General features: G+C 50.6%; 15 protein-coding genes. 3 read left to right on the top strand and 12 right to left on the bottom strand.

What is annotated here, in order from left to right; genetic code table 11:
• Positions 1-76 precede the first annotated feature (76 nt).
• The 4 genes from EA408_11510 to EA408_11495 all read right to left on the bottom strand — a co-directional run bounded on the left by EA408_11510 (position 77) and on the right by EA408_11495 (position 5398).
• Complete coding sequence (locus EA408_11510) at positions 77-2212, bottom strand: M28 family peptidase (GenBank protein TVR70318.1); 2136 nt, start codon at positions 2210-2212, stop codon at positions 77-79.
• A 138-nt stretch (positions 2213-2350) separates the two neighbouring features.
• Positions 2351-3727, bottom strand: coding sequence for a M20/M25/M40 family metallo-hydrolase (locus tag EA408_11505; protein ID TVR70319.1), 1377 nt, complete (start codon positions 3725-3727; stop codon positions 2351-2353).
• Positions 3728-3823: 96 nt separating this feature from the next.
• Positions 3824-4645 carry a tRNA/rRNA methyltransferase gene (locus EA408_11500; GenBank protein ID TVR70317.1) on the bottom strand — a complete coding sequence of 274 codons (822 nt, stop codon included), beginning with the start codon at positions 4643-4645 and terminating at the stop codon, positions 3824-3826.
• Between the two features lie 3 nt (positions 4646-4648).
• A complete protein-coding gene (locus tag EA408_11495) occupies positions 4649-5398 on the bottom strand; it encodes a hypothetical protein (protein TVR70316.1) in 750 nt (249 codons plus the stop codon).
• A gap of 187 nt (positions 5399-5585) precedes the next feature.
• Between EA408_11495 and EA408_11490 the strand changes: the two genes are divergently transcribed.
• Complete coding sequence (locus EA408_11490) at positions 5586-8384, top strand: glycoside hydrolase family 2 (protein TVR70315.1); 2799 nt, start codon at positions 5586-5588, stop codon at positions 8382-8384.
• A 110-nt stretch (positions 8385-8494) separates the two neighbouring features.
• Here the strand turns inward: EA408_11490 and EA408_11485 are convergent, their stop codons facing one another.
• Positions 8495-9643, bottom strand: a complete 1149-nt coding sequence (locus EA408_11485) for a gfo/Idh/MocA family oxidoreductase (GenBank protein ID TVR70314.1) — start codon at positions 9641-9643, stop codon at positions 8495-8497.
• Between the two features lie 202 nt (positions 9644-9845).
• On the opposite strand from EA408_11485, the gene EA408_11480 reads away from it, so the two are divergent.
• The gene (locus EA408_11480; GenBank protein ID TVR70313.1) at positions 9846-10448 is read left to right on the top strand and encodes a hypothetical protein; all 603 of its coding nucleotides are present in this window, start codon (positions 9846-9848) and stop codon (positions 10446-10448) included.
• 27 nt (positions 10449-10475) lie between these two features.
• On the top strand, positions 10476-11297 hold the full coding sequence (locus EA408_11475; GenBank protein ID TVR70312.1) for a tetratricopeptide repeat protein: 822 nt from the start codon (positions 10476-10478) through the stop codon (positions 11295-11297).
• Positions 11298-11374: 77 nt separating this feature from the next.
• Here the strand turns inward: EA408_11475 and EA408_11470 are convergent, their stop codons facing one another.
• From EA408_11470 to EA408_11440, 7 genes are all read right to left on the bottom strand, one after another.
• Positions 11375-12586 (bottom strand): dicarboxylate/amino acid:cation symporter, encoded by a 1212-nt coding sequence (locus EA408_11470; GenBank protein ID TVR70311.1) that lies wholly within the window; start codon positions 12584-12586, stop codon positions 11375-11377.
• Between the two features lie 78 nt (positions 12587-12664).
• Positions 12665-13567, bottom strand: coding sequence for an ROK family protein (locus tag EA408_11465; protein ID TVR70310.1), 903 nt, complete (start codon positions 13565-13567; stop codon positions 12665-12667).
• A 77-nt stretch (positions 13568-13644) separates the two neighbouring features.
• Complete coding sequence (locus tag EA408_11460) at positions 13645-15129, bottom strand: gfo/Idh/MocA family oxidoreductase (protein TVR70309.1); 1485 nt, start codon at positions 15127-15129, stop codon at positions 13645-13647.
• 57 nt (positions 15130-15186) lie between these two features.
• A complete protein-coding gene (locus EA408_11455; protein ID TVR70308.1) occupies positions 15187-16437 on the bottom strand; it encodes a methyltransferase in 1251 nt (416 codons plus the stop codon).
• Between the two features lie 127 nt (positions 16438-16564).
• Entirely contained in the window at positions 16565-17263 is a 699-nt protein-coding gene (locus tag EA408_11450) for a hypothetical protein (protein TVR70307.1), read from the bottom strand.
• Position 17264: 1 nt separating this feature from the next.
• Positions 17265-18203: a GTP-binding protein gene (locus tag EA408_11445; GenBank protein TVR70306.1), complete on the bottom strand. Its 939-nt coding sequence runs from the start codon at positions 18201-18203 to the stop codon at positions 17265-17267.
• A 70-nt stretch (positions 18204-18273) separates the two neighbouring features.
• Complete coding sequence (locus EA408_11440; protein TVR70305.1) at positions 18274-19635, bottom strand: uroporphyrinogen decarboxylase; 1362 nt, start codon at positions 19633-19635, stop codon at positions 18274-18276.
• Positions 19636-19696: the final 61 nt, after the last annotated feature.

The following is a 19696-nucleotide window of genomic DNA, read 5'->3' as shown; positions in this document are numbered from 1 at the left end:
CTCTGCCCGGTAATGATCACTCTGCCCGGTAATGATCACTCTGCCCGGTAATGATCACTCTGCCCGGCAATGCAGGCTAAATCGTTGCAGCACTGTCAATAACAACCACCCCTGCTTCCCGGAGCTGGTAGATGAAGTTAATTATGTCATCAATATCCGTTTCGCTGCGGTTCTGCGCATCTACCATTTTCTTGATCATCAGCACCGTGTTCTTTCCGTTTACCAGCCGCGCTATCTCGGTCCTGTCGATCCTCGTCCTTACCGGATAAGATGCAAGGGTTTCAGGTGAAAGACCTGCCAGCATCCCGGCAAGCAGACCCTGCCCCCCCTTCAGCATTCCCTCCGTAAGTGCCGGCACCAGACCTGCGGCACGACGTTCTGAATCGGTGAGTACGATCTTTGCAGGAGCTGTTCCAAGAGCATTGGCCCTCATCTTCATCTGTGATTCGAGAGCGGCAATATATGACCTGCCTGAATTACCCGTTAATTCAACCAGGTTGTCCAGGTGACCGCTTATGGCATCAGGCGCGGAAGCAAGCTCTGCGACCGACATGATGGTTGCCTTTTCATTCTCAAGGTGCGCATCCAGAAGCCAAACCGCTTTTTTGTAGTTTTCATGGAGGTTCTCAGCTGTCGAGCTATTGATCATATCCATCGCTACATTAAGCTGGTGTCCTAACCGGCGCACTGCATTGCCGGCTATCTCCCCGGCAATGGCAACCGCCATCTCATCGCCGGCGCCAGCTATAGTGTATGCTGCCGCCGCTCCTATCACCACTGCCCTTTTCAGCTGGGTTGGATCAGCCTTGTCAACCAGGTCGCCCGAAGTATGGTACCACAGATCGGGCCATGCAATCATCATAACTCCCGGTATGCGGACACCGAAATCATTGAACACAACGTGGTCGGATGATCCGTAATGGGTCTCTATGCTGTAATAAAACGGTTCATCGGCCCCAAACGGGGCAACAATCCGGTGCGGCACCTTGTCTGTCTCCCTCCTGTTGTGCACCCTCTCACGGTTACCCTCTCCTACAAAACGGAAATAATTCTCAACGACATCATTCACGTAATGTGCATTGCCGAATGTTGTCCTTTTCAGGCTGAAAAATGCATTGTGCATACTCAGCCACTCTCCTACCATATCCATATTGATATTGCAGTATGCATCCTTTATATCATCGAAATGCATATCGACCCATGGGCGGCTGCCGGCAAACTCGGGTCCCCACCAGAACCTGATTGAACGTTCCGGCCTGGGAAGCCTTCCTTCTTCGATAAGGGTATTCAGCACCCTGGCGATCTCCAGGAGCGCAGCGCCACCCGACTTGTTATCATTGGCACCCTGCTTTACCAGACCCTCAAAAATATGGGCTGAGAAAATTACTGCTGTTGCATCCGGATCGGTGCCCGGTATAAATGCATCAATGTTCTGGATTGTGTTTGGCTCCATGCTTGTTTCAACCTGCGCACGGACCTCAATCTTTTCTCCCCGAAGCAGCCTGTCCCTTAGGTGCTGACCCTCCCTGATATTCATCTGGAAGGCAAACCCGGCTTCAATCCTTTCACCCCCGGCGGGCCCGGGAACATCACCTATCCTGCCCTCAGGTATCTGCAATGGATCGATGTAATTCCTTGAATCGCTTATTGCTAAAACTCCCACTGCCCCGGCCCTCCGTGCATTTGCATGAAGCAATGATACATTTCCGTGCCCTACGGCAATCTTTCCTGTAACATCCTTCTGTTCAACTTCCTCTCTTGTGCCGCTGCCAACCCAGACAAGTCCGGCAACAACATCGGCGCTGTTGCTGCCCATTGTTAGCTGAAAGGCATTGTCCCTGTATGAAACAAGCTTCTGTCTGCCGGGTGACACCTCCCACAACTCACCCTTGATGCCGTTCCATGTCAGTTCGGTGCGGCCGGGCAGGATATCCAGTCTGGCACCCGGAATGCCGTACCATTTCAGTTTATCGTAGATATAGGCGGACTCATACAGGGTATCCCGGTACTCGGCCACCCGGCGGTTTTTTGTGTAACCGCCTGTTTCCATAATGGTTTTCCAGGCTGTTTCGCCTGAGGCCTCTCCTGTTATTTCATTCATATGCTTTTCCGGCAGGAGAGTCCAGTAATACCATGGTGTGTACTGGGCATATGCAGCAGGCATAAAGGCCAGGAGGAAGATGGCAAAAGTGATCAATGACTTGGGACTCATAATAATATTATTAAGATTAGACTACTATCCGTTCAGGAATTTATATACGTAAGAATCGACCGACCAACGTCCGCCACCCCTGATAATAAAAAAACTCTTAATAGAAACCATAATTTTAAGTGTTCACCTGTATCCGGCTCAGGGCTCCAGCAGGTCAAAATGATCAAGCAGGTAGATCAATGCCGCCATGGCGGCTGTGCCGAGCTGCATCTCCCTGCGGTTAACCTGGTCAAATGTATCGGTTGCAGCATGGTGAAGGTCAAAATACCTTTGTGAATCCGTCACCAGTCCGGCCAGCGCCATATCATAATAATTCCTGAGAAAAGAGATGTCGACCCCGCTTCCGCCGCTGAATATCTCATGGATCCCATAGGGTTCAAAATATGGTTTGAGTGACTGTATTGCTGCCAGCTGCTCTTCAGATCCGTCTATTGAAAAACCCCTGGGTGTAAATGCACCCCTGTCAGATTCTATGGCAAAGTAATGCTTCTCATCATTCCTGGAAGCTTCAGCGGCATATTTCCTGCCCCCTCTCTGCGATATCTCTTCGTCCATGAACATGACGGCACGCACTGTTCTTTTGGGCCGGATATCGAGCTCCCTGAATATTCTCAGCACATCGATCGACTGCATGCATCCTGCACCGTCATCGTGGGCTCCCGGACTATTATCCCATGAGTCAAGATGGCCGCCTACAGTTATGATCTGTCCGGGGTATGTGCTTCCCCTTATCTCACCTATTACATTATAGGATATTACATCGGGAAGGCGGTGTGAGGTGTTCCTTATAAACAGTTTCAGGTCCGGGTCAGCTTTAAGCATGTCACTGAGTATACCGGCGCCAACCGGACTAACGGCAAGCGCGGGAATATTTCCGCCCTCCTCCCTGAAACGGGTTACGCCCGTATGTGGATAGTCGTGGTCGGCCGTAGTCACTGACCTTACAATGGCGGCCACAGCACCGTGATCAGCTGCAAGTGCGGGGCCATGGAACCGTTGTCCCACTGCCCCCGAATACCCTTCAAAGGTGTTGTAATGGCTTTGATCTACCTTGCCGTTGAAAAAAACGATCTTTCCCTCAATATTCTCCCGCCCGGCCTTTTCAATTTCATCAATTCCGCCAAGTTCAACAACACCTGCGGTAATGCCCCGTTCACCCGTTCCTACAGATAGTCCGAGTGCAATGACATTCAGGTCGGTGTTACCGTACCTGGAAGAGATTATCCTGGCAAACTCAGGCTCTCCCCTCCTCCAGTTCGGGACCATCATCTCCTGAAGGTAAACCGAATCGAGATCCATGTTTTCCATTATCTGGCGGGTGAACTCCACTGCCGCTGCAGCAGCAGGTGACCCCGATATGCGGCCCTCGGTTGTTTCGCAGAGCACCCTGAGATTTTCATACGCAACGTAAGAGTTGAGGGCATTGGAGAAGATAGCTTCCACTATCCTGTCCTGCGAAAACACCGGCTGAAAGCCGGAAAAAATGATAAGAAATGTCAGTATCGTCCTATGCATACTTTTTTCAAAGTACAATATCTTTTCAGTTTGATTAAAACTAAGATCATGGTTATGGTTTATCTCCATCCTTATTAATTTTATATTTCATTGCAATTAATTGTCTTTATCATTGTCTTTGCCCTTGTCTTTGCCTTTGCCCTTGTCACTGCAATTATCCGTGTCATTGACTTGATCCGTTTCACCTTCATTAAGAATGTCACTGACTTTGTAGCAGAGCGCTTCTTCAACTTTCGCCCCGACCGACATCAGCAGCCCGGCGTCCTTATCGCCCACCATCTCAATCCGTTCCATGACCCTGTTGTAAAAGGCAGCTTTCCGTTCATATCCAAGGCGGTCCAACAGCCGTGAAACCATGTTGCGAAGATGGCTGAACTTTTCACCCGGAGGCCCTTTCGCAGGTGACCGGGAGCGCATCTGAGCCAGCCCTGAGAGCTCCCATGCGTATATCATTACAGCCTGTGCAAGATTTAACGACGGGTAGCTTACCCGCATCGGCACCACCGAAAAAATATGGCACAGGCTAAGCTCCTCATTTGTCAGTCCCGATTCCTCCCTGCCGAAAACAACCGATATCTTTCCGGCCAGCTTCTCCCTTGACTTTATAATATCAGGCAGTTCAGTACAAAAATAATGATCTGCATGAACCCTCCGTTTTTTTGCAGTTGTCCCTATCACAAGGTCCTCTCCTTCAACCGCCTCTTCAAGTGAATCGTAAACAATTGCACTGTCGAGAACATCTGTCGAACCGTGTGCAAGCCATCTTGCCTCAGGCTGCAGGTGCACCCGGGAATTTACAATTGCAAGACGGTCAAAACCCATTGTCCTGAGTGCACGGGCGGCAGCCCCGGCATTCTCTGCTACAGCAGGCTCAACCAGTATGAAGGTAAACCTCACGGAATAAAAATAACCAAAAATAACTCAAAATGCGGTATGTGCCCTGAAAGCATTTGTCCCCTTATTACTGTTCATTCCCTCATACCGGAACTCATTATCACTGCATTGTTTGCTGCTGAGCAGAATGGATTCCCCGGGCAAAGTCTCCTTCATAATATTTAAGGAAAGCTTTCGCGGATAATTATTTCTGTGAAAACCGGGTGGCAGCATATCCATCATCCAGTCCACATACCTTGTTGTGGTCACATGCCCGTTAAGATCAATATCAAAATAGACAGGTTTTATCTCATGTGTTTCTCCCCCCTCAACCGGGAAAAGCTTCTCGGGCGGGGCCTCAATTGCATGCTTATCTTTCAGGTGGTCAAAGAAACCTGCATGTAATCCGTCAATCTTCTTCATACGCCGTGTTCCGATATCAACCGCCAGCCAGCCCGATGTGGCCCTGCCAGCTACACTGCCCCCGCCGTCCCTGATAATAAAATCCCTCAGGTACAGGATCCTTTCAACATTTTTTGGCCATGTCTCCACCTCCAGGCTTTCATACCATTTGAGTGGACGGTCAAGCTCAACTGTAAGCCTGCTTAGCACCCAGAAAAGGTTCTGCCCTCTTATGCCTCCGTAACCAAATCCAAGGCGGTCGGCCGAATCGATAGCGGACTGGATAAGGTAATTGACAATGGCGCCAAGCCGCACCCTGGCATACATATCGGTGTCGGCCGAGGTTACCCTGAACTTCGAAAATGATGTAAGTTTTTCTTCCGTTAGCCCCTTCATAGCATATCTTTTTAAAGCATATTTCTTTAACTTTTATTTTTGTATTCCCAACCTTTGACCTGTCAGGCTGATATGCGGCAAAATTCAATACTCTCTTTTTTATCGCGAAAAAAATCTTGCACGATCACTTAAGAAGTTGTATTTTGTTGCCGGCTAAAGATAATAATTCACATTAAAACATCCTTCCATGGCTATCAGGGCTCTTATCTTCATTTTATCTTCAATAATGGTTTCATCGGCCGTCACGGCACAGGAAACGGAAGTAATGTATCTATCAGGCAAGGGATTCGACACTGCTGTCGACTGGGAATTTTTTTGCACCGGTGGCAGGAAAAGCGGGGAATGGACAACCATACCCGTGCCTTCAAACTGGGAACTGCACGGCTTTGGCAATTACAATTACGGCCATGACAGGCCCAAACATAACGAAGAAGGGCTTTACAGGTACAGGTTTGATGTGCCCGCAAACTGGGAAGGGAAGGTCGTGGAAATTGTTTTTGAGGGATCGATGACCGACACGGAGGTTAAGATCAACGGTAAACTTGCCGGAGACCCTTTTCAGGGTGGTTTCTACCGGTTCAGCTATGATATATCCGGCCTCCTGCAATTCGGATCTGAGAATCTCCTTGAGGCTAAAGTAAGCAAAGTTTCGGCCGACGAATCGGTCGAACAGGCAGAAAGGCAGGGAGATTACTGGGTTTTCGGAGGCATCTACCGCCCGGTGTACCTCAGGGCGCATCCCTCTGAATATATTGCCCATACGGCCATAGATGCCCGGGCCGACGGTTCTTTCCTGGTCAACGTTCATCCGGCAAATATCAGGCGGGCCACAAATATAGAAGCACAGGTAATGACCCTGGATGGCCAAAGAGTAGGCCAGCCTTTTTCTGCGGCCGTGTCACGCAACCAGGAAATGGTTACATTGACTTCTCACCTTGACGGCATTGACACCTGGAGCCCCGAGTTCCCGAATCTTTATACGGTTGAGCTCCGGCTGCGGGACAGGCGAAACAACATCCACGTGGTAAGGGAACGGTTTGGTTTCCGCACGGTGGAAGTTATAGAAGGAAACGGGATATTTGTCAACGGTGAAAAAATAAAGTTCCGCGGGGTAAACCGCCACAGTGCCTGGCCGGAGTCGGGACGTGCACTGAGCAAAGAGCTGAATATTGCCGACGTTAACCTGATGAAGGATATGAACATGAATGCCGTGCGCATGTCGCATTATCCGCCCGACAGGGATTTCATTGAAGCCTGTGATTCGCTGGGACTGTTTGTCATAAACGAGCTTGCCGGTTGGCAGCGCCCTCCCTACGATACCGAGCCGGGCAGAATTCTGGTGGAAGCAATGATCAAAAGAGACGTCAATAGTCCCAGTATCATCATGTGGGCCAATGCCAATGAAGGCGGCGGCAATCATGAACTGGACGATGACTTTGCCATCCATGATCCGCAGAACAGGCCGGTTATTCATCCCTGGATATTGTTCCGTGGCCTCGACACCCAGCATTACAAGCCATGGAATTACGGATCGGGCGAATGGTTCACCGGAAGGGATATTTTCTTTCCGACCGAATTTCTTCACGGATTGTACGATGGAGGTAGCGGAGCCGGACTGGAGGATTACTGGAAGATCATGTGGGAGCATCCCTTGAGCGCCGGCGGATTCCTTTGGGTATTCAGCGATGAAGGTGTTGTCCGCACCGACATGGACGGATGGATCGATACCGACGGCGACCATGCCCCTGACGGAATACTCGGCCCCTACCGTGAAAAGGAAGGCAGCTATTTTACAATAAAGGAGGTATGGTCTCCGGTGCATATACCAATGAAATTTCTTGTGCCCGGTTTCGACGGACGGGTAAAGGTGGAAAACAGGTTTCACTATACCGGCTTGGACCAGTGCAGCTTTACCCTTGAGCTGGCCAGGCTTCCCGGCCCCTTTTCCGGGGAAACCGGTTATACAGTCTACAACTCACTGACACCATCGGTACCGCCTCTGCAACCGGGTGAACATGGCTATATTGATCTTAATTTGCCGTCCGGCTGGCAGGAGGCTGACCTGCTCCTCCTTTCCGCCACCGATCCCCACGGGCGGGAGATTTTTACATGGACATGGCCCGTGCCACGGGCCGGTGAAATGGCCGACAGGGTAATCAAAGAGGGCAGCAGACCGGCGGCAGTCACTTCAGCAAGGGAGACCGACGACTACCTGATTATTACAAACGGAAAAACAGAAGTCAGCTTCAGCAAAAGCACCGGTATGCTGGCAGGCATAGAGTATGACGGCCGGAAGATTTCACTCGGTGAGGGCCCGCAGCTTGAAGAAGCTGACAATGTAAGGTTTGGCGATATTGTTCACTATGCTGAAGGAGACAAATATATAGTTGAAGTCCCCCATGCCGGCGGTCCGGTAATTAATCCGCGCTGGATCATGCATCCTGACGGATGGCTTGAGCTGGATGTTGATTTCAGGATGAACGGAGTATTCGATAATTTGGGAATTAATTTCAGCTATCCCGAAGAAAAAGTCACCGGCATGAAATGGATGGGCCGCGGTCCTTACCGGGTATGGAAAAACAGGATGAGGGGCCAACAGTTCGGTGTGTGGCACAAGGATTATAACAATACCATAACCGGGGAGTCATGGGATTACCCCGAGTTCAAAGGTCACCATGCCGAGGTCTACTGGGCCGTGATTGAAACCACCGAAGCGCCAATTACCCTGGTTACCAGGTCTAACGACCTGTTTTTAAGGATGCTGACACCCGATGTCACAGAGATAGAAACCGAGGGTAAACCCCAGGTTACTCCTCCCTTCCCGGACGGGGATATTTCATTTCTTTACGGGATCAATGCCATCGGCACCAAGTTCCATCCGCCGGAAAGGCTTGGCCCGCAGAGCCAGAAAATTACACAGTTCTGGTCGCTCGAGCCTAACCAGCGCATTAACGTGTTTTTCAGGTTTGGCAGCGATGAGCCGTGACCGGGAATTCTCGTCAGGAAATTTCACCGGGAACATCGACAGGGAACTCCGGCCGGGAACAATTAACGGGCGGTCCAGGTAAATCAGTTAGTGCCGGGCATACAACCCCGTCAGCCGAGTATAACGTTGCGCCTGGTTGATATAGACTCGAAGATGGCATCAACCACTATCATGTCTTTCATGCCTTCCTCTCCTGGAACGCGTACGGGACGGCCTGCCATCATATTGGCGGCATCCTCGTCCATCTGCGCCGCCTGCTGGTTAATTTCCGGAAAATTCAGTTCACCGGCGCTGGTGCGTCCCGAGATACCGCTGTAAGCCGAAAATGGCCTTAATTCAAACCAGCCTTTTTCCGCGAAAGCGTACAGGTGGTTATAATTTGCATGAAACCCGGTATCAAGTGTTGCTATAGTGCCTCCGGGAAATTCAAGCTGGAACGAGGTAACTTCGTCAACACCTTCAAATTTTCCCGGCCTGGTGACGAAGGTCTGTGCAGACACAAGGAGGGGCTCTTCGCCTGTTACATACCTTGCTGCCTGAAGGGGGTAAACGCCCATATCCATCATGGCGCCGCCACCCATCTCCCTCTCCCATTTCCAGTGGTCAAAATTGGTGTTCCGCCAGGCAGCGCCGCAGGTAATATGCCGCACATTACCGAACACCTTATCCTGGCCCAGCCGCATGATCTCCTGTGTATAGGGCTCATACTGCATACGGTATCCGATCGACAGTCCCACATTATTGCTGCGGCACGCATCTATCATCTCCCTGCACTCCTCGGCATTCATAGCCATGGGTTTTTCGCAGATCACATGCTTGCCGGCATTTGCCGCCCTGATGGTAAACTCCTTGTGCATTGAATTGGGCAACACCACGTATACTATGTCAATGTCCCTGTTATGGGCTATCTCGTCAAAATTTTCGTAGTTATAAATATTCTCCCGTGGAATATTGTACTTTTCCTTCCAGACCTGTTCATTATCCCTGGTTCCTGTAACTATCCCCGCCAGGTAGGCAATTTCAGTCTCCTGAAGAGCCGGCGCCAGGATATCTGTACTGTAATAACCCAGCCCGACCAGCGCAATACCAACTCTCTTATGATTACCCGTGAGTATTCCGGGAAATTCTTTACGGAAAGTACTTTCAGGTGTAGCGGACAATGCTCCGATTGCAGGCGCGGTGAATAACCCTGCGGCGCCAAGCGCTGAAAGCCTCAGGAACTCCCTCCTGCCGGCCTTTTTTTGTGATTTGTTTTCCATGACAGTACAATTTTCGGGTTTACCGGCAATATGCCTTTATGGACCACAAGTTATTACTATCCCGCTAAATATCAAAATTATCACTAATCATATAAAACAGATTTTAAATATAATCTGCGAGGCGGGAGTTTACCCGTGCTGTTGCAAATTTTAATAAATATGAATTTTGTGGTATCTTGCATAAAATAAAAAACCCGGGGTCATGATACCAAAAATATTAAACAGTAAATATGCGTTCGGGGTTTTTAATGTGCTTATTGCTGCACTCCTGATATATTCCTGTGCGGACAGGGTCTCAGATCATGACAGGGGACTCCTGGAAATGGAAGCAGGAAACCTACATGAAGCTGTTTCCTTTTTCACGAGCAGCATTGAGAAGAACGAAAATGTTGTCTCTTCCTTTAATCACAGGGGGCTTTCATACATGTACCTGGGTGACCTGGAACTGTCGCTCGACGACTTTGCCGATGCACTCAAGCTAGAAGAAGATCCCATAGTATATCACAACAGGGCACTTGTATATAAGGAGCTGGGGCATCCCGAATGCGCGTTTGCCGACCTTGACATGGCAGGCAGGCTGAATGAAACAGATCTTGAGCTGTTCCTGAGTACAGGGTACGCCATGCTCGAACTTGGTTACCTGGAGCAGACGGAATCTCTGTTCACAAAAGCTATTGAGGCATTCCCCGACAGCATGGAGGCATTCAACGGCAGGGGAAATGCCAGGATAGAGATGGGCGATATCGCCGGTGCCGAGTCCGATTGGGACAAAGCCGTTCAGATCTCGGCAACCGGGAGGAACTGAGATAATTCATCGCCCTTTAATACAACTATGCAGAATGCATCTTTACATAAAGTATGCATTATCATCGCAACCCTGCTTTTTTTATCCGGCTGCGGGCCCGCGGTATCCATGCTTGTCCACGATGCTTTCATAAGAAAAGAACTGGGCGATTACGAAGGTGCAATAGAAAAACTTACCAGGGCAATTGAAGCCGACCCGGAAAACGAAGATGCCTGGTTCTTCCGCGGCGACGCCAGGGTAAGCATTGGTGATTACAGCAATGCACTGGATGACCTTTACAGGGCGATAGAGCTAAACCCGGATTTTCATGCTGCCTACAATATGCGGGGAAATGCAAAATTCCTGATGGGCAAGCCTCTGGCCGCCATTGATGATTATTCCATGGCAATAGAGCTGTACCCCGAATATGCAAGGGCCTACAATAACCGGGGCTATGCCAGAATGACAATTGACCGGAGACATGAAGCGCTAAGCGATTTCGAAAATGCACTCATCTACAATCCCCAATATGTAATTGCAATGAATAACAGGGGACTTGCAAAATACCGGCTGGGAATGCATGAAGAGGCAATAGAAGACTTCGAAAAAACCATCGAACTTGATCAGGAATATGTGATGGCCTGGTTCAATATGGCTCTTGCGGAGTTCGACCTGGGAAATCATAACCGTGCAGCACTCCTGTTGGGCAGGGCTGTTGAACTCGATGAAAAACTGACGGTTGGCTGGCTCAAGCTCGGTTACGTAAGGGCAACCATGGGAGATCTGCCCGGAGCATGTAGAAGCTGGCAAAAGGCAATGGAGCTGGGCGACCTGGAAGCCTGGTATCTAATCCAGGAGCTTTGCCTGTAATTTTCCGGAACTCAATGATCTACATCGAGGCAATTTTCAACCTACCATGTAACCGGCAGCAAAAAAACGGGCAGAACTTACACTTTCAGCTCCTCCCCCTCTGACCTGGCTATCACCACGGCGCCGCATACATCACTCCATACGTTGGCCGCCGTTCTGAACATATCAATTATCCTGTCCACCGCCAGTATAAGTCCCACTCCCTCAAGGGGCAACCCCACAGCGGTAAGCACAATGGTTATCATTACCAGTCCCGCCATCGGCACCCCTGCTGAACCGACCGAGGCTAGCAGCGAGGTAAGCACCACCACAACCTGCTGGCCAATGGTAAGGTCAATACCATATGCCTGTGCAATGAATATTACGGCAACACATTCATACAGGGCTGCACCATCCATATTAATAGTGGCACCCAGCGGGAGCGTGAAGCTCCCTACCTTGTCGGATACCCCGGAATTGTTCTTCACAGCCTCCATGGTAAGGGGAAGCGTGGCATTTGAAGAGGAGGTCGTGAACGCGGTCAGCAACGGTATGCGTGCCGCGACAAAATGCCTGAAAGGCCTTGCCTTTCCTATAAACTTAACAATGAGCGGAAGGGTCACAAAAACATGTATCAGTATACCGGCTATGACCACGAACATGTACATGCCCATACTCTGCACCAGCGAGGAGAGGTCATCCTGGGCCGCAATTCTTGAGGCGATGAGGCCGAATATCCCCAGGGGGGTGAACCTGATGACAAAGAGTGTGATCTTCATCATTACCTCGAATACCGCCCTGAAAAACCCGGACAGATGCTCCCGGTGCCCCGCCTCAAGCCTGGTTATGAAGAAGCCGAAAAGCAGTGCAAAAAATATGACTGACAGCATCTGGGAGTTGTCGGAAAAGGCCAGGAACACATTCTCCGGTATGATCCGCATAAGGACCTGGCCTAGCGTCCCTTCGGTCACTACAAGAACAGGCTCCTGTGTCAGGTCAAGATCGGCTCCAATTCCCGGCCTGAAAAGGTTTACCATAAAAAGTCCGGTAAGGATAGCCAGGGTGCTGGTTGATAGATACCATGCCATCGCCTTAATACCCAGGAAACCAATGCTCCTGCCACTCCCGATATTTACTATTCCCGTTACTATAGAGCTGAAAACAAGGGGAACGATAATCATCCGGAGCGCCCGGAGGAACACGTCTCCCATCCAAGAAACATAACCTGCATGATCTTTGAAAAACATACCGAACAATATACCCAGCACAAGGGCGATCAGTATCTGCCAGTGAAGTCTGAGATGTAGCATAAGGCAGTATCGGAATTTGTGATTATTATAGTCCGGACCGGCACAAGTTTGCTGCCGTTATCAATATCCCGGACCGCATCATTTATTACCTGCCCTGGCAATTGCAAAAGCTGCAGCACCCACCGCACCTGACAGATCAGAATATTCTGCCTGAAAGATTGCAGTTTGTTTGCCCCCGGGCCTCCACTCATAAACATCGATAAAATCATTCAATGGCCCGAACAGGCAATTACCTGCATTTGTGATACCCCCTCCCAGAATAACTGCATCAGGAGATATTGCATTTGCTATTGAGCATATGGCCAGGGCAAGCTTGCGCACCGAATCGAGCCATACAAAGGCTGCAAAACTGTCGCCCTTTTGATAGGCTTCAACCAGCTTCGATGTTGAATCAAAGCGCCCGGCAGAACGCCTGGCTACCGTTGTGTTGCCTATGGCCTGTTCAAGAGTGCCGGGTGAACCGGTAATGCCGGTCTCATCAACTGCAGAGTTCAGGGTAATGTGCCCCAGGTGGCCGGCCATGAGCCCCTTGCCGGTGTATAACTCCCCGTTTATCAGTATTCCTCCTCCAACGCCTGTGCCCAGAGTCAGCAACACTATGTTCTTCAAACCCTTACCGGCTCCAAAAGCAGATTCAGCCATCAATGCGGCATGAGCATCATTAAGCACAAACACCTCCCGGTTACCAAGGTAATCACCCCAGTTGAAATTCTCAATCCCGGCAAGACGACCTGGCATATATGCGATGGCAGAGTGTTCACCGTTCGCAATTCCCGGTGCCGCAATACCGGTAATGCAGTTATCACAACCGCTTTTTTGCTTCAGCATCCCGTGCAACTCGCGTGCTGTATTCATCCATTCCGGCGAGCTCTCCTTATCGTTGGTGGGGACACTCTCCTGGTGCAGGACATTCCCTTTTTCATCTATAAGGACACCCTTGACCATAGTGCCCCCAACATCTATACCTATTACTTTGTTCATCTATTAATGTTTTACCCGGGTCCGGTTGCGAACCGGACCCGGCCATTTAAAATACCTCTTTCACGGCATGCCGCAAATCAAAGAGACCAGCCCTCCCTGTAAACAGGATTGATCCATTCCTCTGCCGAAGCTTTAGCCGGTATTGTAACATACTGGGTGTCAAAACGGGGATCACCGTTGACCACGGTAAACCTGTCCGTCGTCACCACCCTCACCTCATCATTTTCAGAAAGGTTGGTGACTCGCATGTTCTGACCATCCCAAAGGAGTGTCTTATTAAGCTCCTGCAGGCGTATAGCCAGGTTCCCCATTACAACGCTCTCGCTGAACGGTCCTGCATATTCTAGGTTTGAACTGGTTTCAACACGGCTGCCGGGGCTCTCCTTACAGGCGCGCACCCAGTCATTCCAGTGGCCCTCTGTTCCGTCTTTTACCCTTCTTATGGATGGTGCCGGGTCCTTGATACTCTCCCTGACATGTTTCGGGAAAATATGGTAATTGTCGCCGAAAAGTCCGCATGATATTTTTCCCTTGGATCCGATAAACAAAGCACCCCCGTTCCAGTCTCCCATACTCTCCCCATCTTCAAGGTCGGCCGGGCGATCCGGGCGCAGGCCGCCATCATACCAGATAACTGTAACAGGCGGCATTGCAAGCTGTGGCATATTCTCCCTTGCAGGGAATTCATACCTTACACGTGAAGCAACAGGAGGGCTCTCGGTATTGACCTGCGATGAACTGCCCTGGATGCTCACAGGATATTTCAGTTTTAGAGCCTGAAATACAGGGTCGAGAATATGACAACCCATATCGCCTAAGGCACCTGTCCCGAAATCCCACCAGCCCCTCCAGTTCCATGGATGGTAGATCGAATGGTAAGGGCGCCATTTTGCAGGGCCCAGCCAGAGATCCCAGTCGAGCGTACCGGGAACAGCCATAGTCTCTTCAGGCCGTTCAAGTCCCTGCGGCCATATGGGCCGGTTTGTCCACGCGTGTACCTCCCTTATCTCACCAATGGCGCCAGCCCAGATCCATTCACATATTTTACGTACAGATTCGCTTGAGTTGCCCTGGTTACCCATCTGGGTTGCCACCCTGTATCTGCGTGCCGTCTCGGTCAGCACCCGGGTCTCGTATACCGACAATGCAAGCGGCTTTTCGATATATACATGCTTGCCTGCCTTCATGGCATCAACAGATACTACCGCATGGGAGTGATCGGGTGTAGCTACCATGACTGCATCAATATCTTTCTGTTTTTCAAGCATTACCCTGTAATCCTTGTATACCTTCGCATCAGGATATGCATTGAAAGCCTTTGCAGCATAATCATGATCAACATCGCAAAGGGCTACAATATTCTGGCCGGTGATCATATTAAGGTTCCTTAACCCGATACCTCCAACCCCTACTCCGGCAATATTCAGTTTATCACTTGGCGCCACATGTCCAAGTCCGCTAACAACATAACCCGGCACAATAGTCAGCGCTGCACCTGTGAGGGCGGTTTTCCCGATAAATTCGCGGCGGGAAATTGATGTCTTTCCTGGTTTCTCTTCCATTTTTTTAATTTTTTGTGGTAAAATATTATTTTGTTAATTCAGGTCTGCCTGTCAAGCTCATCTTAACTCCCGGATCGCATCAATCATTGCCACCAGGTTCTCAACAGGCACGTTTGCCTGCACATTGTGGACCGTACTGAAGACAAATCCACCCTCCCTGCCCAGTATCTCACACTGTCTCAGCACCTGGTCCCTGACCTCTTCAGGTTTGCCGAATGAGAGAACATGCTGGGTATCGACTCCTCCTCCCCAGAAGACAATGCTGCCGCCATATTCCTTCTTCAGCCTCTCAGGGTCCATGCCCGAGGCGCTGATCTGCACAGGGTTGAGTATATCGAATCCCGCGTCAATCAGGTTCGGTATAAGCTCAAAGATTGCCCCGCATGAGTGCTTGAAGGTCCTCCAGCTGGTGTTGGCATGTATCCAGTCGTTTATCTTCCGGTAATAGGGCTTGTACAGCTCATCGAAGGTTTCGGGGGCGCAGAAGAGAGAGCTCTGTGTACCGAAATCGGTTCCGCATATATAGGCTACATCCACTATGTCGCCTGCTAACCCGGCAAACTTTGACAGGTTGCTAATGGCAATTTCAGTCTGTTTTTCAAATACCTGATGAATGTACTCCGGACGCATAAGGATTGACATGTACCACTCCTCAATATCCCTGATACCCCTCGGATGCTTCAGTGCAGGAGCAGGTACGTGCGCGATATCTCCCAGTGCGGTACCCCCGAAGCTGGCAATAATACCCTTACCTGATGCACCGGCCCTCTCCAGGTTTCCCTTCCAGTATTCCAGGGATTCATCGGTCACATACCCATACTCCTCGAGGTTATCTTCAGGGTTGAGCCTGGATTCGTCTATCGGCGGCTGCCGTATGATGGTGTCAAAAAAGAAACCTGAAACAGGCATCCTGCCGCTTGGCGGCGCCGATGTGTCTCCCTGGGGGTAGACCAGCAGGTCGCCGTTATCGTCGGTGGTGGTATTGAACCCTCCCGGCACCAGCACCACCTGTCCCCAAAACGTTTTAAACTCCTTCCAGTTCGTGTTCTCAATGCCATATTCGTTTCTGGCACTCTTGAGTCCGAGTGTGTCCACTCCCATGATTTCGAGCAGGTCATCCTCAATCTCGCCAAGCATCTGGTAAGGCCTGGTAACCTTTACCGGCCGGTAATCAAGTCCGTAATGATTCCTCAGATTCTCAATGCTCATCACATGTATCCCGGTCACCCCCGTCGAGCCGAAATCGACCGGTATCCTGTCGGGTTGCCTGTGCGAAAGGGCTGCCTGCAGCCGTTCTCTTGATGTCATAAAAAACCGTTTTAAATGGTGCTCACAGGTTCTCCACGTAAACCCACTCCAGCCCCGGACTAACTAAATAAACTGAACCTGTGAAACCAATTTATAAATATAACAACATTCTGATCAAACATAGCGGTCAGACTGCCGGTCCCGTGTTCCTGTAAAGGCAATCGGTATCGCTGCAAGCATCACATACATACCTGTCGTATTCCACATCCCTGCCAATGCCTGTAACACCGCTAACGGACTTGACAGGTACCATGAGCGAGCTTTCGGTAAGCCGCACACCGCAAAAGTCCCCTGGAAACATACTGAACAGTTTTTTCTGCTCAGATGTGGGCCAGTTGCAGTAACCCGGACTGTAACGGTTTGTCACCTTCAGCCCCCTCTTCTGCATCTCGGCGGCAATCCGGCTGTGAACGATATCAGTTGCAGCCTCTGCAAGGAGTGAGCCTACCAGGTCGGCTACATAGCCCCCGACAGTTTCACCTGACCTCATCATCTCCTTCGACCTCCGGCTTACATCTTCACCCGCCGTGCAGATAAAAAGAGCCAGCATCTCAGCCCTGCGCAGGTTATTGACCACCTGCCTGCCTGCATCAAAACCGGTTCCCTCAAAGGTAAAGACCCCTTCCGGAGCCCTGATCTCAATATTTGCAGAGATCCCGTACCCTCCCCTGATCCCGCGGTAATGCCGTACCTGGTTTATCTCCCGGCTGATAATTGTTTCCCAGGGCTCGGGGGTGTTAAAGGCATCGACTCCCATAAGCCGGCAGAGAGCCTTCCTGTCTATCTCTATCTCACATGGATCTATATCAAAGGTTGTTACCTCCATATCACACCTTTTTATACCTTTTCATCAGCTCACGCAACAGGCCGGGTGTCAGGCCCCTTCCAAATGCAATTAATTCGGTGGGTCCTTCATAGCCCCTGATCCCGCTCAGTTCAAATGTACCGAAAACCGACTGCACCGCCATAACCCTGCCGTCATCAAGATTGACAAACCCCTTTATCCTTGGTGATGACTTCTGCAATTCGCCGATAAAAAGCCGCAAACCCTCTACGGTCATTCTATCATGCCCGCGCAGCACACATGCGTTTATTTCCGGCCTCCCACCAGGCTCAGTCCCTGCAAGGGTGTGAGCAGCCCTTTGCCCGGGCCGCCAGCCCTCTGTAAGCTGCTTGATATCAATTTTGCAGTATGCTGTTTCGATTATCCGGGCATACGGATTGAGCGAGACGATTTGATCGCGAATCAACTGTATGTCCCCCCTGAATATGTCGGTTTTGTTAAGCATCACGGTATCGGCCACCATGATCTGGTGCCTGAACCTGGGGAGCGCCTTCATGCCACGGTCAAAGTTCACGGCGTCGGCTACGGTTATGATATGCTCAGGAACAATTCTCCCCCTTATCCCCTCCTTCCCGGTCAGCTCGATAATATTTACCGGATCCGCCAGTCCGCTTGCTTCAAGGAAGATCATACCGGGCCTGTACTCATCAATCAGTTTCTCAAGTTGGCTGATGAAGTCCGCCATCAGGCAGACACAAAAAACCGATCCGTTATTTACCTCAACAAGCCTGAAGCCGCTTGCCGACATTTCGAGCTCTTTGCCGTCAATCCCCGAAGGGGCGAACTCATTCTGTATCACGGCAATCCGCCTTTCGGCTGAATAGTATTGCAGGATCTCCCTGAGCAGCGTCGTTTTACCGCTACCGAGAAAACCCGTAATCAGGTAAAATGGTATTATTTTATGTCCCGGTTCGTTTACCATTCCGCTCGGTTTTTAGCAATTGCTTCAGCTCTGCTGCTTTTTCACTCTGCTCATTTATGCGGCAAATGATTCAGCCCTGCCTGGCATCAAGGTAACGGGCTATACTCTTCCTTATCGTGTCAACCGGCGGTATCTGCGAAACAAACTCAATATTGCCGTCAATAACTATTGAAGGCAGGTTCTTCACGCCAAGGGCCGCCATCATCTCTACACCCTCCCTGGTGGTGATCTTGTGCTCGGTGCAGACCACCTTTTCCCCGAAAGGGAGAGAAGCCCTTTTCACGGCATCTGTCATGTACTGGCAGGGTGCGCATGATGCTGAATCGAGTGTGACAATGTCGATCACCACCTTGTCGCTGCTCCAGTGGCCGGTCAAATCGGCCTTCTCCACCTCTGCCACCGTCACCGACGAGGCCCTCAGCTCACCCTGCATCATCTCATCGTGCACGAGTTCAGTAACTGCCCTGAGGTTTGCGGGCGGAGTGTCGATGGGGAGGTCGCAGCCGGGGGCCAGAACAAAACCTCTCCTGCCGCCCGTATCCATGCATTCAAGAGCCTCGCGGCGGCTGTCGGCCTCGCTGCCCATGAGCAATACCGTGGTAAGCCTCATATTGCCCCCGAAGCTGATGTTGTGGGCAAGGGCAGTATCCCGCACAAAGTCGAGAGGTATATTCTCATCTATCGAAATATTGTCAGGCCTGCACAGGCACATCGCCTCTATGTTCTGCCTCGCATTTCCGCAAACGAAGAAGGAGCTCAGTGCTCCGCGTTCTTTTATGTAACTGAAAATTTTTGTTGCATGTTCTGATACAAAGGTGCCGAACGACCCGGGATCGATCTGGCTGGTCATAGGGTCAACCATCGCGATAACGTCGCATCCCGATTCAATGAACTGCCCGGCCGTCATTGTGGCCACGCCGGTGCAGAAATCCATTATGCCGTTCACCTCTTCGGGGGACTCGAACATTTTCATGAATATATCGGTGCCCACCAGGTGAAGGGCCAGAGTAAAGGGCCCCGTTATTAGTCCGTAAAGAGCTGTATCAGAATGCATTGCACGAAGTGTTCTTGTGGCATCCATTACCACTCCGATGCGGCCCGCTGCGGGCAAAGGGATCTTCAGATCCTCCAGTTTTACGCCCTCCTGCAGTGGGTGGGAGATAACGGAGGGGGGACTGTTCTCAGACCATTTAAGGCGGCATCCGAGCGCCTCGGCCTCGATCTGCAGATCAAACACTACCGGTATGCCGTCGGGGTTGTATAACTTTATCGCTTCGGATACACCCCTCACAATATTATCTGATGATTTCAGGTAATCCTCAGCGCCGATGCCGAGAAGTTTTGCCGCGTGTACACCCACAAAAGGGACCCACGGCACCCGCCCGGCCGGTTCAAGTCTGAAAGCTTTTCTTATAAGTCCGGCTCCTTCCATATCGTTTCGTTAAGGTATTCAACACATTTATCAATGCCTGCAGTATTCACTCCCGCCAGTC

The sequence above is a fragment of the Marinilabiliales bacterium genome (assembly GCA_007695015.1).
Classification (GTDB): domain Bacteria; phylum Bacteroidota; class Bacteroidia; order Bacteroidales; family PUMT01; genus PXAP01.
Note: the sequence above shows the minus strand (reverse complement) of the source record. Positions and strands in the feature narration are given on the sequence as shown.